15 protein-coding genes and 1 pseudogene are annotated in these 16325 nt (G+C 54.2%); 12 read left to right on the top strand and 4 right to left on the bottom strand.

All coding sequences use genetic code 11. The features are described 5' to 3' along the window. The first annotated feature begins 1 nt into the window (after window position 1). Complete coding sequence (locus tag FHC49_RS04310) at window positions 2-1336, top strand: fimbrial protein (protein WP_220438905.1); 1335 nt, start codon at window positions 2-4, stop codon at window positions 1334-1336. Beyond that, window positions 1336-2064, top strand: coding sequence for a molecular chaperone (locus tag FHC49_RS04305; RefSeq protein WP_220438903.1), 729 nt, complete (start codon window positions 1336-1338; stop codon window positions 2062-2064). Before FHC49_RS04310 ends, FHC49_RS04305 begins: the two co-directional genes overlap by 1 nt. 38 nt (window positions 2065-2102) lie before the next feature. Here FHC49_RS04305 and FHC49_RS04300 read toward each other — a convergent pair whose 3' ends face one another. Beyond that, window positions 2103-3098 carry a LacI family DNA-binding transcriptional regulator gene (locus FHC49_RS04300; RefSeq protein ID WP_220438901.1) on the bottom strand — a complete coding sequence of 332 codons (996 nt, stop codon included), beginning with the start codon at window positions 3096-3098 and terminating at the stop codon, window positions 2103-2105. A 174-nt stretch (window positions 3099-3272) separates the two neighbouring features. On the opposite strand from FHC49_RS04300, the gene FHC49_RS04295 reads away from it, so the two are divergent. From FHC49_RS04295 to FHC49_RS04285, 3 genes are all read left to right on the top strand, one after another. Further along, entirely contained in the window at window positions 3273-4709 is a 1437-nt protein-coding gene (locus tag FHC49_RS04295; RefSeq protein ID WP_220438899.1) for a glycoside hydrolase family 32 protein, read from the top strand. Between the two features lie 30 nt (window positions 4710-4739). After that, window positions 4740-5687 carry an aminoimidazole riboside kinase gene (locus FHC49_RS04290; RefSeq protein ID WP_220438897.1) on the top strand — a complete coding sequence of 316 codons (948 nt, stop codon included), beginning with the start codon at window positions 4740-4742 and terminating at the stop codon, window positions 5685-5687. 65 nt (window positions 5688-5752) lie between these two features. Further along, a complete protein-coding gene (locus FHC49_RS04285) occupies window positions 5753-7015 on the top strand; it encodes an MFS transporter (protein ID WP_220438895.1) in 1263 nt (420 codons plus the stop codon). Window positions 7016-7070: 55 nt separating this feature from the next. Here the strand turns inward: FHC49_RS04285 and FHC49_RS04280 are convergent, their stop codons facing one another. Continuing rightward, window positions 7071-7952 (bottom strand): LysR family transcriptional regulator, encoded by an 882-nt coding sequence (locus FHC49_RS04280; protein ID WP_220438893.1) that lies wholly within the window; start codon window positions 7950-7952, stop codon window positions 7071-7073. Between the two features lie 110 nt (window positions 7953-8062). Here FHC49_RS04280 and FHC49_RS04275 point away from each other — a divergent pair, with 110 nt between their 5' ends. From FHC49_RS04275 to FHC49_RS04265, 3 genes are all read left to right on the top strand, one after another. After that, complete coding sequence (locus FHC49_RS04275; RefSeq protein WP_220438891.1) at window positions 8063-8914, top strand: Vmh family MBL fold metallo-hydrolase; 852 nt, start codon at window positions 8063-8065, stop codon at window positions 8912-8914. A 145-nt stretch (window positions 8915-9059) separates the two neighbouring features. Further along, window positions 9060-9959: a L,D-transpeptidase family protein gene (locus FHC49_RS04270; protein ID WP_220438890.1), complete on the top strand. Its 900-nt coding sequence runs from the start codon at window positions 9060-9062 to the stop codon at window positions 9957-9959. A gap of 134 nt (window positions 9960-10093) precedes the next feature. After that, window positions 10094-11347, top strand: a complete 1254-nt coding sequence (locus FHC49_RS04265; RefSeq protein WP_220438888.1) for an MFS transporter — start codon at window positions 10094-10096, stop codon at window positions 11345-11347. A gap of 11 nt (window positions 11348-11358) precedes the next feature. Here the strand turns inward: FHC49_RS04265 and FHC49_RS04260 are convergent, their stop codons facing one another. Next, a complete protein-coding gene (locus tag FHC49_RS04260) occupies window positions 11359-12150 on the bottom strand; it encodes an MBL fold metallo-hydrolase (RefSeq protein WP_220438887.1) in 792 nt (263 codons plus the stop codon). Between the two features lie 237 nt (window positions 12151-12387). Here FHC49_RS04260 and FHC49_RS04255 point away from each other — a divergent pair, with 237 nt between their 5' ends. Together FHC49_RS04255 and FHC49_RS04250 are read left to right on the top strand one after the other, a co-directional pair. Then, the gene (locus FHC49_RS04255; protein WP_220438885.1) at window positions 12388-13800 is read left to right on the top strand and encodes a hypothetical protein; all 1413 of its coding nucleotides are present in this window, start codon (window positions 12388-12390) and stop codon (window positions 13798-13800) included. An 80-nt stretch (window positions 13801-13880) separates the two neighbouring features. Further along, a complete protein-coding gene (locus tag FHC49_RS04250) occupies window positions 13881-14378 on the top strand; it encodes a glutathione peroxidase (protein ID WP_220438883.1) in 498 nt (165 codons plus the stop codon). Between the two features lie 94 nt (window positions 14379-14472). Here the strand turns inward: FHC49_RS04250 and FHC49_RS04245 are convergent, their stop codons facing one another. Beyond that, complete coding sequence (locus tag FHC49_RS04245) at window positions 14473-14778, bottom strand: transposase (protein WP_255581094.1); 306 nt, start codon at window positions 14776-14778, stop codon at window positions 14473-14475. 549 nt (window positions 14779-15327) lie between these two features. On the opposite strand from FHC49_RS04245, the gene FHC49_RS04240 reads away from it, so the two are divergent. Beyond that, complete coding sequence (locus FHC49_RS04240; protein ID WP_220438880.1) at window positions 15328-15822, top strand: molybdopterin-dependent oxidoreductase; 495 nt, start codon at window positions 15328-15330, stop codon at window positions 15820-15822. Between the two features lie 17 nt (window positions 15823-15839). Further along, window positions 15840-16211: pseudogene (locus FHC49_RS04235) on the top strand (GGDEF-domain containing protein); the annotation flags it as partial. Window positions 16212-16325 lie beyond the last annotated feature (114 nt).

Below are 16325 nucleotides of genomic sequence, written 5' to 3'. Positions count from 1 at the left end.
CATGTTTCGCACATTATTCTGGGGCTTAGCCCTCCTGCTGTTATCTGCCGCCACCGCACAGGCAACCTGTACCCGAAAATCATCGATCGATGCCGGCTGCGATAGCTGTGGTGTGGGGATTGGGCTTGGTAACGTCAATATCACCAGCGACTATCTCCAGCCAACGGGAACGCCGCTGGGCAGTACCGTATTCAGCATCACCACCGCGTCACGCTACAGCAGCAGCGGCGCAGGCGATCTGGTGTTATACGAATGCGATGCCAGTGATGTGGGAAGCATCTATGAGGTGTTTGCCACCAATGGTGACGACCGCGTAGGCGGTTTTTACGACCTGGGTGCCAATGATGGGAATCCGGACTATTACGCGACCTATTTCCCCTATGTCGGCATTAAGCTCACGCACCTCAATTCGGGTATGCCCTTCACGCGCTACTGGCAGCAATACCCGATCACCAGCTACGCCACTGTCGGCAATAAAATACAGATCCGGGTGAAGGATTTCAGCGCCATTCGCGCCGACCTGATGCGTATCAGCGGGCTTCCTGGCAACGGAGCAAGCCGTTATTGTGGCGCGACCAGTTCCAGCAACCCCTACGCGGGGATGGCCTCAGCCACGGGAACCTCAAGTTATTCCTGTAATCAGCCAAATGGTTACGTCACCTTCAAAGGGCCAGGCATCGCCACCGATACCATCGGTTCGGATTCGGCCTATAACTTTTCAACCTGGGGCACCGGACGCTGGATAGCGATGGGCATGGGCACCGCCCCCATCTCGACCTTAACCCATACGGCTACCTGCGTGGCGCGCAACGTCACGCCATTAGTTCTATTGCCCACGATTAGCATCCAATCTCTGGAGGGGGGCGGAACGTCGCAGTCCAACTTTACCGTCTCCATTGAGTGCGATAACACCGCCGTGTCCGGTGTCTCATCAGGAGGCACGGCGTTAGGGCTACAGGTGCCGTATGAAAGTTATTTGGCGGCGCAAAAGCTTGGGCTGGTGAATGGCTCCGGCGGCGTCAGCTATCTCTTATCCGATGGCTACGGCACAGATGCCACTATCGCCACCGGTGTCGGCATCGCCTTAAGCAACACCGCGACCGGTACAGCGATGAATTTCCTTGGTTGGGGGGCCTGTACTTCTACCGGCTGCCCAAGCGGTAACGACGTCGGGTGGTATTCCGTGCTCAACGGTGCATCCGCCAGCGGCAGTTCGGCCTCCGGATATACCAACTACCAGTCAGTGCTGACCGCCACATTGAAAAAAATACCGGGACAGACGGTCACCGCAGGCAAAGTCAGCGCTAAAGCGTACGTCTGGGTGAGAGTACAGTGATGCGTAAACTCGCTACGCTTTTTTTCACGCTACTGGCGTTAAACGCACACGCGGGGATGTTGGTCGACAAAACGCGCGTCATTTTTCATGAAGGTGAAAACACGCAGGGCATCAACATCATGAACATTAATGCCTACCCTGCGTTTGTGCAGGTGTGGGTTGATAGCGGCGACATTAACAATTTTGCCCAAAGTCCCGACGCACCGTTTGTCCTTATTCCCCCGATATTTAATCTCCGGGCGGACGAAGTAAAATCAGTGAAAATCATCTACGACGGTAAAAAGTTAGCGGCCGACAGGGAAAGTTTGTACTGGATTAACCTTTATGAGGTGCCGGCGGTAAAAGCGGGGCTTACCCAGCAACAGTATCTGTTGATGTCTATGAAGACGCAGCTAAAGCTCATTTACCGCCCCAAAAACCTGAACGGTAACATCGCTGCTGCGGGGAAATCCGTCTCGTGTACGGTAGAAGATAACGCGCCGCTCACCCTGGTCTGCCGTAATCCGAGCGGCTATTTTCTCTCCTATAACGACATTAGCGTGAGCTTACGCGGCCACCGCTACCAGGCCACCGCCGAGCTTGACCTGATGCTACCCCCCTTCTCTACTCAGCGCTTTGGGTTAAAAATGCTGCCTCAGGCGTCACTCGAGACGGGAAATACCATCACCTTTCGGCTGATTAACGATGCCGGAGAGCGAGAAGAAATAAGCCAAGCGCTCAACCGCTAATCCGCGCTTTTTTCATCGCGGCGCGGATTAGCGGTTAATTATATCGATTCACGGGAAAGCCAGGGGCTGTCCACCCGCACAGTATCGCGGTGATCGAGCCCCTGAATAAGATGCAGTGCGCTGAGACGGCCAATTTCATAGTGCGGCAGTTGAACCGTCGATAGCGGTGGCAAAAACAGCTCGCCAGTGCCCACCATATTGTCATAGCCCAGCACAGCGACGTCCTGAGGAATGCGCAGCCCTCGCCCCAGTAAGACCTGATAGATAACAAACGCCACGCGGTCGTTACCGCACACCACCGCATCAAACATCGGGCGTGCGCCACTCAGGTAATGCCCGGCAATTTCCGCCGCATCAATATGGTGGCGCTCGCCCGGTGGAAGATAGTGGTGGAACATGGTATCCGGGTCGACACCCGCTTCACGGCAGGCTCTCTCCATTCCCGCCCGTCGGCGTTCGGTCGCCACAATCCCTTTTGGCAGGTGGATGCACAGCAGCCGACGATAGCCTGCGGCCAGCAACGCTTTCACACCAAGGTATTGCCCCTGTTCATCATCGGGAATGTAGGTAGGAAAAGGGCCGCTGATGCTCTCGCAGTTCGCCAGCACGCAGCGATACTTATGCAGCTTTTCCGGCACAGGAACCTGACGCAGCCCCATCGCGGTGTAGATAATACCGTCCGGGCGATGCGCCAGCAGCAGATCCACCATTTTCTCTGGCTGGTCATTGCTGAACATATTCACCACAAAGCTATTCCAGCCATGCGCCCGGGCAGTCTCTTCGATAGAGAGCGTGATCTCCACGGAAAATGGCGTGGTCATGGTATCCAGCGCCAACACCCCAATGGTGTTAGCCGTGGTTTTCGCGCCACGAATTTTTTTAGCGGAGAGATCGGAGACATACCCCAGCGCATCCACCGCTTCCATCACCTTTTTATAGGTTTCTGGCCGCAGTCGTTCTGGCTCGTTAATCGCTCGCGATACGGTCATTAACGAGACGTTAGCCCGCTGCGCCACATCCTTTAAAGATGCCATACCCTCTCCTTTGACGGCGTGTACTTTGCCGGGATCTGAAAATGCGATCTCGATAACACCCGCAAAATGTTAACGTTAACTTTTGTGATTAACATCGATATTACCATCAAATCTGCGAGAAAACCGAGAATGTTAACGTTATCTTTTGCTCAACTTACTTACAGGGACAAGCAAATGACGTCACTACTTTTCAAAGCCAACGAGGCCTTAAGCCAGCAGAAAGACCGTGTAAACCCGCGCTGGTATCCGCGCTATCACCTTGCCCCTCCAGCAGGCTGGATGAACGATCCCAACGGCCTGTCCTGGTTCGATGGTTACTACCATGTGTTCTATCAGCACTATCCGTGGCAACCGGTCTGGGGACCAATGCACTGGGGCCATGCACGCAGCCGCGATATGGTGAACTGGGAGCACTTACCGATAGCACTCGCACCAGAAGGTCCAGAAGATAAAGACGGCTGTTTTTCCGGTTCCGCGGTGGTTGACGACAATAAACTGGCTTTAATCTACACCGGGCACAAATTCGATGGCGAGGCGAAAGATGAAAACCTCTATCAGGTGCAGTGTCTGGCCACCAGCACCGACGGGGTTCACTTCGAACGTCAGGGCATGATTCTGGATACCCCGCAGGGCGTTCACCATTTTCGCGATCCGAAAGTCTGGCAAGAGGGAGAGAGCTGGTACATGGTGGTAGGTGCTCGGGTCGATGATGTGGGCGAAGTACAACTCTATCGTTCTCAGGATCTGCGGCACTGGCAGTTTGCCAGCACCCTCGGTCGGGCCGATGACAGCATGGGCTATATGTGGGAATGCCCGGACCTCTTCCCGCTGAACGATAAGCTCGTCTTCATGTTCTCACCACAGGGTATCGCCGCTAATGGATACGATTACCGTAACCTGTTCCAGAGCGGCTATATGGTCGGCGAATGGCAGGACAACCACCAGTTCCACGTGACCCAGCCCTTCCAGGAGATGGATCACGGGCACGACTTTTATGCCCCCCAATCATTTACCACCCCGGATGGCCGACGCGTGGTGATCGGCTGGCTGTCGATGTGGGAGTCGCCGATGCCAGAACAGGCCGACGGCTGGGCGGGGATGCTTACCCTCCCCCGGGAAGTGACGCTTGATGCCAACCAGCGGCTACGCATGAACCCGGTCAAAGAGCTGGAATCACTACGCGGCGAGCTTCATGTCTGGCCGGTCAGCGAGCTGCGCAATCGCACTCTGATGGTCGAAGAGCAAGCGCTCGCAATCGAAGTCGAACTGAGCCTCGATATCGCCCGCAGCCAGGCTGAACAATATGGCATCGCGCTGGGCGACGGGCTGCGCGTCTACGTCGATGCCCAGTCACAGCGTCTGGTGCTGGAACGCCGCTACCCACAGCATGGCCTCTCTGGCTGTCGCAGTATCCCACTGCCCGCCAATGATGTGCTGGATCTGCGCTTGTTTATCGATAGCTCTTCGGTAGAAGTCTTCGTCAATCACGGCGAATACACCCTCAGCAGCCGCATTTATCCAGAGCCGAACGATCGCCAGCTGAGCTTATTCAGCCACAACGGACACGCCATTTTTAATAACGGGCATGCCTGGCCGCTTGCCGCCCAATAACCACCCGTCTCACTGCTTTGGGGATAAATAATGACAATCTGGACGCTTGGAGATGCCGTGGTGGATTTACTGCCGCGCGACAATATGCAGTTTGAAGCTTGCGCGGGAGGCGCCCCCTTCAATGTGGCGATCGGCGTCGCTCGCCTCGGTCACGCCAGCGGCTTTATCGGCCGCGTAGGCAATGACGCCTTCGGCCGCTTCCTGCACCAAACGCTGGTAACGGCACAGGTGGATACAGGAAGCCTGGAGTTTGATACACAGCGGCACACCAGTACCGTACTGGTGTCGCTGGACGCTGACGGTGAGCGACAGTTTGCGTTTCTGGTCAATCCGTCTGCCGATCAGTTCCTCAGCCCGGCGAGCCTGCCCAACTTTGGCACCGATATTTTGCACTTCTGCTCGCTGGCGCTGGTCGCCCCTGACTGCCGCGCTACTCTCACCCAGGCGATGGCGGCCACGCGCCAGGCCGGCGGCACGCTGAGCTTCGACATCAACCTGCGTCCGCAGATGTGGAGCAATGAGACGCAGATGTTTGACCTCGTTAACGAGTTCGCCCGACAGAGTGACATTTTGAAGATGTCCGAAGAAGAACTGCTTTGGTTAACACAGGCCGACAATTTAAGCATCGCCTGCGAACGGCTGGCTGATTTTCCCGCACGCTTGAAAATCATTACCCGTGGTGCCAATGGCGCTATCGCTTTCTGGCAGAACAGCAAGCTGACGTTAAGCGGCTACCGCGTCGACAGCATCGATACCACCGGAGCCGGTGACGCCTTTATGGCCGGGCTGCTGGCGGCGATCGCCGGAGAAGGCTGGCCTACATCAACGGCGGCGTTGTTCTCCCTTCTCGAACAGGCCAGCGCCTGCGGTGCACTCGCGACCACCCAGCGTGGAGCGCTAAGCGCGTTCCCCGACGGCCAACAGCTGAGCTGTTTTATTCAGTCACAACCTTCGCTACGGAGAACGATGACCCCGTAATACCGCGCATGCGTCACGTTACAGCAGCAACACCTTACAATGACCTAATCTGGATTGGAAAAAACATGAAAATAACGATGCCGTTCAGTAATGATAAATACCGGTATTCCTCCGGGTATCTGCTCTTTTTCTTTGCCGCCTGGTCGCTGTGGTGGTCTTTTTACGCCATATGGCTAAAAAGCAAATTAGGCCTCTCCGGTACGGAGCTGGGAATGCTGTATGCCGTAAACCAGTTTTTCAGCATGCTGTTTATGCTGGGCTACGGTTTTCTGCAGGATAAGCTCGGTACCCGCAAACCCCTTATCTGGATGATGGGGATAGTCATCACCCTCAGCGGCCCGTTCCTGATTTATGTTTATGAACCGCTGCTGGTCTCCAACTTCAAACTTGGCATGGTATTGGGCGCCATTTTCTTTGGCCTTGGCTATCTCGCTGGTTGCGGTCTGGTGGAAAGCTTTGTCGAAAAAGTGAGCCGTAAATTCAACTTTGAATTCGGCACCGCCCGCTTCTGGGGGTCGCTTGGCTACGCCGCAGGGACGTTTGTGGGTGGTATCTTCTTTAGCATCAACCCGCATATAAACTTCTGGTGCGTGTCGGTAATGGGGGTGATATTCCTGGTAATTAACGTACTGTTCAAAACCGACTCACCGGCCCCCACGTCCGTGGCAGAACGTTCACCCGAGCCAGACGCGCTGACCCGAAAGGACTTTCTCACCATCTTTAAAGATTCGCAGTTCTGGTTCTTCGTTATCTTTGTCGTCGGTACCTGGTCGTTCTATAGCATTTACGACCAGCAGATGTTCCCGGTGTTTTATGCCAGCTTATTTGACGATCCTGAACTGGCTCCGCGCGTATACGGCTACCTCAACTCGGTACAGGTGTTTATGGAGGCCGTCGGCATGGCGCTGATTCCGTTCCTGATTAACCGCATCGGGCCTAAATCCGCATTGCTGCTGGGTGGCACCATCATGACCTGCCGAATTCTGGGCTCAGCGTTGTTCACCGATATCTATATTATTTCCCTGATCAAAATGCTGCATGCGCTGGAAGTGCCGCTGTTCGTCATCTCGGTGTTTAAATTCAGCGTCGCAAACTTTGATAAGCGCCTCTCATCAACGATGTACCTGATTGGCTTTAATATCGCCAGCTCCATCGGCATCATCGTGCTGTCGCTGCCTATCGGTAAGCTGTTTGATAAGGTGGGTTATCAGGAGATCTTCCTGATTATGGCGAGCATTGTGGTCATCACGCTGATATTTGGTTACTTCACGCTCAGTAAAAAACATCACCCGCAGAGCGAACTGCCGGAGCTGGCGGCGGAGCAGTAACGTTGGCTTAACCGTGCCACGGGGCCGGAAAGGCCCCGTTGTACCTCAACCGCACTTACCCAGCCGCCAGATACCCTTTAACCGCATCAAGAAACAGCCCCAGCGCCGCATGCTGATGGTCCCGGGACTGGTAAAGCCCGTATATTCCGAGCGGCTGCGGCTCCAGCTCTGGCAACACCCGCACTAACCGCCCGCTTTCCAGCCCGGCTCTCGCCTCGATGTCGGGCACCATCGCCAGGCCAACGTCCGCCGCCGCCATCTCGCACAGCAGCGATGATATTCCCGCGCTGAAGTTACCGTTGACCGCCACCGAGACCTCGCCTTTCACGCCATCGCGGAAGGTCCAGGACTGGCCGGAAAAGCGGCTGTAGTGCAGGCAGTTATGCTGGGCGAGTTCATCAAGGGTGGTCGGCACGCCTGCGCGCGCAAGATAGCCTGGCGACGCGCACAGCACGGAACGACAGGTTCCCAGATGGCGGGCAATCGCGCCGGGTTCCGGAAGATTGGTAATGCGTATAGCCAGATCGATACGCTCCCCCACCAGACTCACCGGATGGTTGTTGATATCAACCTCAATGCGAAGCGCCGGGTAGCGGTTCAGGAATGCCGGGATAATCGGGTTCAACAAATGCGTCGCCGTAAAATGGGCGCAGGCGATACGTAGCGTCCCGGATGGCGTAACGCCGGTCGCCTCCCCTTCAATTCCCTGCGATAACAGCGCCAACTGCCGCGTCTTCTCCAGCGTTTTTTCTCCCGCTGGCGTGATGGTTAACCGCCGGGTGGAACGGTGGATCAGCCGGGAACCGGCCCACTTCTCCATCTCATCAAGATAGCGGCTGACCATCGGGCGAGAGATGCCCAGCGAGCGGGCCGCGGCGCTCAGGCTGCCGAGTTCGCAGATGCGGTTGTAGGTGATGGCCGCCATAATCCGGTCCATTGCGTCTCCATTTGATCGTTTTACGAAACTCAGTATGTATTGTTTCAGGAATTCTAGCAGAAGCAGAAATCCGTAGAATGCGCTTTACACCCTTTACGGAGTTCATCGCCATGAAATTAACATCCCTCACGCTGGTTCTGTCGCTGGCAGCCACCTCCGCGTTTGCCGCCCCGCTGCACCTTGAAGTCTACAACCCACAGGAAAAAGGCATTTTCCCGGTCTCGTCCACGCTGGTTTCAGGCCCGAAAGAGGCGGTGCTGTTTGACGCGCAGTTCAGCGTTAAAGATGGCGAGAAGCTGGTGCAGATGATCCGCGACAGCGGCAAAACGCTGAAAACCATCGTCATCACCTCCGGCGACCCGGATTTCTATTTTGGGCTGGAGCCGCTGGTGAAGGCGTTCCCGCAGGCTAAGGTTGTAGCTTCACCTTCCGTGGTTGAGCACATCAAGGCTACCAAAGATGCCAAGCTGGCCTTCTGGGGGCCGCAGATGAAAGACGGCACGCCAACCGAAATCATCGTGCCGCAGGCCACCAGCGCGACGCGTTTTACCGTTGACGGCGAACCTCTGGAGCTGAAGCACGCGGGCGATTATGCCGCCTATGTCTGGATCCCGGCGAACAAGGCGATTCTGGGCGGTACCGGTATTGCCTCCGGCATCCACGTCTGGACCGCCGATACACAGACCCCAGCGATTCGTCAGGGCTGGATGAAGGTGCTGAGCGAAATGCAGGCGCTGAAACCGCAGCAGGTCATTCCCGGCCACTACCTGGGAGAGCGCCCGGCAAATGATGCAGCCATCGCCTTTACTAACCGCTATCTGCATACCTTTGAGCAGGCACTCAGTAGCCAGAAGAACTCAGCAGGCGTGATTACCGCGATGAAAGCGGCGTACCCAGGCCTTGCCGATGAAAGTTCACTTGAGCTTAGCGCCAAAGTGAACACCGGCGAAATGAAGTGGTAGCCTGCCGCTGTAGGGTTTTGCAAAAAAGCTCGCCTTTAGAATGAGATCCCGATAGTCCCCCCGCTATCGCGCCAAAAACGATGGAGTTGGCGATAGCGGGTAGGTATAATTAGCGACACATATATTTGTCGTACAATTCAACTCAATGAAACTTAACACGTTACTGGTATCGCTCGCCGTTGTTTTCTCCGTTCACCCCGCCTTTGCGCTGACCTATACCTTACCGAAAGCCGGTGGAAACCTGGTGGGCAGCAACGAATATGAGCAGGTTCCCCAAGGACAAAAAGCCCCGCTGGAAACCTACGCTGCCCGACATCATATCGGCATGAGCAATCTCCTCGACGCCAACCCCGGCGTGGACGTTTATCTCCCGGCGCCCGGTACCGTTCTCACCTTCCCGTCGCAGACCATTTTGCCCGCTACGGTGCATCAAGGGATTATCATTAATACGGCGGAAATGCGCCTCTATTACTACCCGGTGGGCAGCAACACCGTCGAAATCTATCCGGTGGGCATCGGTCAGATTGGGCACGATACGCCAGAGCACTGGGTGACCTCCGTGAAACAGAAAAAAGTCGGGCCAACCTGGACGCCAACGCCCAACGAACGCGCCGAATTTGCCGCAGCCGGTGATATTCTTCCCGCCGTCGTTCCCGCGGGCGTAGATAACCCAATGGGGCTGTACGCCATGTATATTGGCAACGAGTTTGCGATTCACGGCACCAACGCCAACTTCGGCATCGGGCTGCGAGTCAGCCACGGCTGCGTGCGTTTACGCGCCGACGACCTTAAAACGCTGTTTAGCGAGGTCCCGGTGGGTACCCGGGTTGAGTTTGTGAATCAGCCGATAAAAGCTGACATTGAACCGAACGGCGAACGCTATATCGAAGTGCACAGCCCGCTGTCCGAGTCCGGAGCCAGCACGGCTTCAGCAAGTGCGATCCCGGCGGCGCTGAAATCCACCCTGGCGGCCGCGGATATTCAGCAGACGGTGTTAAGCCAGGCACTGGCGCTGCGCTCCGGGATGCCGGTCAGGCTGAATTAACCCCGAATGCTGCTAAATCCACGCCCCGGCGTGGATTTTTTTATCGGCACGACTTTACCCCTACCAAACCTACCGATACTCTGTTGCGACCTCGCCTCTTATTCTCGAACCGCTGACCAGAAATCATTGTCGCAATGAATACGCATAATAAAAAAGTTCGTGCTTACCACTTCCCCGTATTTCGCCATCTTTTCACCGCGCGACTGCTGACCGTACTCGGCAACGGTATCGCCCCGATAGCGCTGGCGTTTGCCGTGCTGGATATCGGCGGCACCGTCTCCGATTTAGGCATTGTCGTCGCTTCGCGTTCCATCTTTAACGTGGCGTTTTTACTGCTTGGCGGCGTGTTAGCCGACCGTTACTCCCGCAGCCGGGTGCTGGTCTACTCCTCCGCCGTTGCCGCCCTTTCGCAAGCGATTGTCGCCTGGTCGGTGCTCGACGGTTCGGCTTCGGTACTCAGCCTGGCACTGCTCGGTGCGCTGAACGGCGCGGCGGCGGGTATCGCCCTACCGGCGTCCTCCGCACTGGTGCCGCAGACGGTGCCGCCACAAAATCTGCGTGAAGCCAACGCCTTAATCCAGTTGGGCATCTACAGCGGGACGGTAATTGGTGCGTCGCTGGGCGGGATCCTTGCCAGCTCTGTCGGGCCGGGCTGGGGGCTGGCGATTGATGCGCTTGGCTTTGCCGCCTCGGCACCGCTATACGCGATGATCCGGGTTACCGCTATCAGCGGCGGCGAATCACAAAGCAATATCCTGCAGGACTTAAAAGCGGGATGGAAAGAGTTTGCCAGCCGCGCGTGGGTGTGGTCTATCGTGGTGCAGTTTACGATAGTCAACGCAGCGTTTAGCGGCGTGGTGATGGTGCTCGGCCCGGCGATTGCCGACGCCTCCTTCGGACGAGCGCACTGGGGAATGATTGTCGCGGCCCAGAGCGTGGGGCTGATTACCGGTACCTTCCTTGCTCTGCGCTGGCGTCCGCGTCGGGATCTCTTTATTGGCGTGATGTTAGTTATCTTCTGCGCGGTACCTATTTTTATGCTGAGCCAACTCGCCTCAGCGCCGTATCTGACCGCCGCCTTTTTTGTCACCGGCGTTGCCTTTGGCCTGTTTGGCGTCTCCTGGGCGCATTCATTACAAACGCATATTCCCCCGGACAAGCTGGCGCGGGTTTATGCCTATGACGCCGTGGGCTCCTTCGTGGCAATCCCGTTTGGCGAACTGGTCGCAGGGCCGCTGGCGATGCGCTACGGTAGCAGCAACGTCCTGATGGTGTCGGCGGTGGCGGTAGTGATTGCCACCGTCTGCGCCAGCCTGGTGCCCGCCATCCGGCGGCTCGACAATAGCGCGCAGGCCAAGCCCCATCAGGGGCTCACAGAAAACCCATAATCATTCCCCCGCTATTTCAGGCAGGAGACATACTTATCCCCCGAGCGGCGCACGATTTCATCGGCATTTTGCGTAATATCTTTGCCGGCAAACGCGCCGTAGAGTTTCTTAAATTTTACCGTCGCCAGACGTTGGGTGATATCGCTGACCGTGGCGGCAGGCAGCGGCAGTAAATTGGGGTAGCTCCACATAAAGGAGACGGCCCGCGCCCCGGCGGTAACCTGAACGATATCGCCGGAAAGCACGATGCCCTCATCCCGCGCCCAGTGCAGCACGCAACCGCCGGCAAAGTGCCCGCCGAGACGGATAACCGTGACGTCCTGCGTCAGTTCCAGCGTGTCGCCCTCCCAGAAGTGAATCCAGGGGCTGTCGCGCATCACCCATTGACGATCGTTGGCATGAAGGTATATCGGCGCGTCAAACTCGGCAGCCCAATCCTGCATGGCGGTATAGTAATGGGGATGTGATATGGCAATAGCCTTAAGCCCGCCGAGCGATGCAATAAGCGTTTTCGTGGCATCGTCCAGGGTGGCAATACAGTCCCACAGAATATTGCCTTGCGGGGTGCGCAGCAGAAACGCGCGTTGTTCAATCGCAAAATCAGGAACGGTGCGAATACTAAAGAGTTCACTATCATGCTGTTTCCACGTGGTGGTGTGCGAAGCGCAATGGGCGTCGAAAGCGACCCATTGCTGCCCACCTGCAGGTACGTACTGGCGTTCATCTTCACAAATAGAACAGTGTGCAGGGTGGGAACCGCTCGTTTTATAGGATGTGCCGCAGGTTTTACATAATGTGATCATTGAGTTCTCCCCATTTTTGCGCAGCGCTTATGTGACGTCGTGTCAGATAATCAACATTGTCAGCCTGGCACACCGCGAGTCAGGGATGTTCCCGTTAGTGCTTCGAATAATTTAAATACCGCATCTTACGATTTACCTGATAGCTGTTTATCTCTAAGGTAACTAGCCGATTGAACTAATCATTTTTCCTTTGATGCCGATATCTTTATCTCTTAATCAATATATGAAGGAACATGTATGAACCGCGTACGCCCCTTTATTCGCCCTCTTGTTTTGCTGACGCTTGCCCCCTTCTCTTACGTTCAGGCCGCTGATAATCCCGCATTGGTCAACAGCAACATGAATCCCATGTCCATCACCAGAATTAACGATCGGGTGAATTTTATGGTGTCGTTAACCTTTGATAACGGCAACACCGCTCAGCAATGGAGCTCCGTTGACTGCAAACAGGGTAAGTCGCAGCTTCTGTATAAGGATCTGCTTAATAGCGAAGGTTTAACGAAGGCGCGCTTCTACGGCAATAGCTATCTTCATTATGCACCGGCGCAGGACGCCCCGCAGATGACGGCCGAGAGTATCCGTACGGTTTGCCAGCTACCGATAAAAGCCGCTCGCTGGGAAAAATTATCCGCAACGTCAGAGAGCGGTATGACCGCACTTGTTGATGTAAATAGCATTAAGCGCACCGACGACATTTTATCGGTAAACATGGGCTATGACTTCGCCGATATTACCTGGGAGCCGCCTTATGATGCGCCGCTGGTATTAAAAGTTGAGCGCTACCTCTATAACTGCGAAACGCATCAGGGCGCTGCCGCGGCGGCCATGAATTTCGACAGCGAAGGTCGCGTGACTGACTCGCTTATTACTGCGGATATCGTTCGCCGTAAGAGCAGCTTCCCCATTGATGCCAAAATGACGCAACGCTTCGAGCAGCTCTGCAAGTTACCTGCAGGCAAAACGTTTACCGCCGAAGGGCTCTTTATTCCCGCCGCAAACAAAAAGCCTTCCACGTTGATGGGGCCGACCATGCCGGATCTGACCAATAATAATCCGCAGTGGCTGAACAAATATCCCCTTTCGGCAAATATCGAGCGCCAGGTACAATCATTGATCAAGCCATGGGCGCTTCCGCGCTTTAAACAGATTCGCTATACCCAAAGCAGCGACCTCGGAAAGATTAAGGTCCAGTTGGATGCACAGCCGGATGGATATATCCGCAAGCTTGAGGATTATGGAATCTGGACGGTGCAACGCTTAACGCTGGCAAATCAGCTGCAGCTAAAATTCACCATGTCTATTAGCACCGGCGCCTCAGTACTAAACTCGCTGCAAACGGATCTGCACTTCCCGTTAGCAGCGGGTCAACATTACCAGGCGCAATGGGATGATATTGATGCCGATAAGAAAGTTACTGCCTCAACATTGCGCTGTGACGTCACGGCAGGGGGAGACGCGAGCAGCATTGCCCCTGAATTTAGCGGTAAATATCTGATCGCCGAGTGTCATTTCACCAGGGACAATCAAAAGAGCAGCGCGGAAAAGCTCGCCTGGCTGCAGGATCTCAACCTGTTCGTTCCCTTGACTCAACAAGTAGGCGACCAGCCGGAAAGCTCGGTAAAACTGGAAAATGTCAGTGTGGTACGTTAAATAATCATCAAGGCTCAACGATTTATGCGTTGGGCCTTTGACGACCCGCCCCCCACTCGCTCAGCGCTAAGGATCCCGTCATGACGTCCTTTTATCAACTCTCCGCCACCAGCCTGCAAGGGCAACCTATCGCCATGGACGACTACGCAGGCAAAGTGGTTGTGATAGTCAACACCGCCAGCCATTGTGGCTTCACACCACAGTACACGGGCCTTGAAGCACTCTACAAAAAGTATGCAGCTCAAGGCCTGGTCGTGCTGGGCTTCCCCTGCAACCAGTTTGGCAAGCAGGAACCCGGCAGCGCCGACGACATCGCCCAGACCTGCCACATCAACTACGGCGTGAGCTTCCCGATGTTCGAGAAAATCGACGTCAACGGCGGCGCGGCACACCCGGTGTTTCGTTATCTGAAAGACGAACTTCCAGGCATGTTCGGCGGACGAATCAAGTGGAACTTTACCAAGTTTCTGATCGGGCGCGATGGCAAAACGTTGAAGCGTTTTGCACCGTTTACTAAGCCTGAGAAAATGGAGGCGGCGATTGTTGCGGCACTGGGGGAAGATGAGGCAAAGGGATAGGAGGCAATGGCTGGCGGTATTCAGGTATGGGGAGTGTCCGCATCCGAAAAGGATGCAGACAACATTCCAACATAATAATGGCCGTCTGGAGACATTACCTAAGGTGGTACTCTTTTATGTTATTCCCCTTAATGCTGTATATACCCGCTCGCTTAATTCGCCTGCCATTTTTATCCGTCATGGTGGCGGTCAGCGTGCTGCAGCGAATAGAATGATTTTTATCCATCACCAGGCGAATGGCTTCGGCGGGGTCTTCCACCTCAACAAGGGCCTCCGTTTTATCCTGGCCGAACGGCACAAGGTGGAAGGCGGTTTTTCCTGATGCTTTTCTGGTTATCTTTACGGGATACAGCACGTCACCACTTTTATGAATTAATTCAAGACGCTCAATGTAAATCATGGCAATTCTCCTTAGTTTGTGTGCATGAATGTACAAACCGAAGATAGGAGATACAACAAAAAAGACAGAGATTAATAAAATAGCCTAAAATGCATTATAACCAACTGAATTTAATTAATATTTTCAACCCCATATAAAAAACTGGATTATAGACTCGACTCCCTCCCGCTTAACAGAGCCTCATCGTGCTTAAGATTGGTCATGTCTGGGATAACTCACGACATCCCGGATAGTCACCGCTACCCTGTACGAGCGCATTTTTTAGAGTCTGGCCGCACGAGAAAATAACCCATTGAAACAGTATGTGTTTATTATACCTGACTCAGCAGCAGCCCTTGTTTTTGCCCTGCCATCATAAGATTTTTCTTACTTCAAATAGCGACATCAACATTATTCGTTCAATCCTAAAAAACAAAAACAATGTAACTCATTGATATTCAACATATAAATAACAAATAGGATTATTACTTTAATAATTAAGCAACATATATAAATGACAGGATAACTAAATTATACTTCTGCAACATCCGGCAGAGAGGTGAGAGTAAAATGCGGTTAATTGTCATGTTGTTAAGCTTTGTAGTCGCCACACAGGCATGGGCGGGTGAACTCGCCAAACCCGCTGGTAAGGTGCTTTTAACCCTGTCCGGGAATATCGAAAATAAAAATGCAGACGGGAAAGCCGTTTTTGATCTCGCTAGCCTCGAGAAACTGGGCACCGTCACCTTCCAGACCACCACCCCCTGGTATAATGGCCGCACGACTTTTACGGGTATACCACTGCAAAAGCTGATGGATTATGTAGGCGCAAAAGGGTCTGTCGTTAAGGTCACCGCGCTCAACGACTACACGACCATTATCCCGCTCAGTGATTTCAAAAAATACAATGTTATCCTTGCGGTTAAAGTCAACGGAGAATATATGCGTATCCGTGACAAAGGCCCATTATTCATTGTGTATCCTTATGACAGCATCCCGGAACTGAATAATCAGGTTTATTATTCGAGGTCAGCATGGCAGGTCAGCAGAATGCGTATTGAGTAAGGGTTCAGAAAAGCATTATGAACAGAATACTGGCTGGCATTATATTTTCTCTTTTTATCGCAACCGGGTATGTCTCATACCTGGTGCATGAAAAACAGCAAGAGCTGCAGAGTCTGACGCACTACGCCAACTCATGGTCTGCCGCACAGGTGGTGTCAGAGTACTATCGATTTGAATCATCAGTCGGTCTTTACGCTATCGACGAATCGATGACGCTTGATGAAGTGCGCCTGCGTCTCGATATCATGCTCAGCCAGAGCGACTTACTCAAAGAAGGTGATTTAGCGCATTACATTGAAAGCAATAAAACGCATCGTGACCTGGCTCTGAAGCTTGAAAACACTCTTAAATATCTGGACGTTAATCTTGAGAAAATGGATCGTCCTGCTGACCTGCTCCCCGTTGATTAGTACACCCCGATGTTAGTAATGTCTTCATAAGCCACATGAGGACATCCCCATGAAGAAGCGTTTTTCCGACGAACAGATCATCAGTATTCTCCG

Origin of the sequence: Kluyvera sp. EC_51, from assembly GCF_019584505.1 — a bacterium.
Lineage (GTDB): Bacteria > Pseudomonadota > Gammaproteobacteria > Enterobacterales > Enterobacteriaceae > Kluyvera > Kluyvera sichuanensis.
The sequence above is the reverse complement of the archived record's forward strand: the minus strand, read 5'-3'. Positions and strand labels throughout refer to the sequence as shown.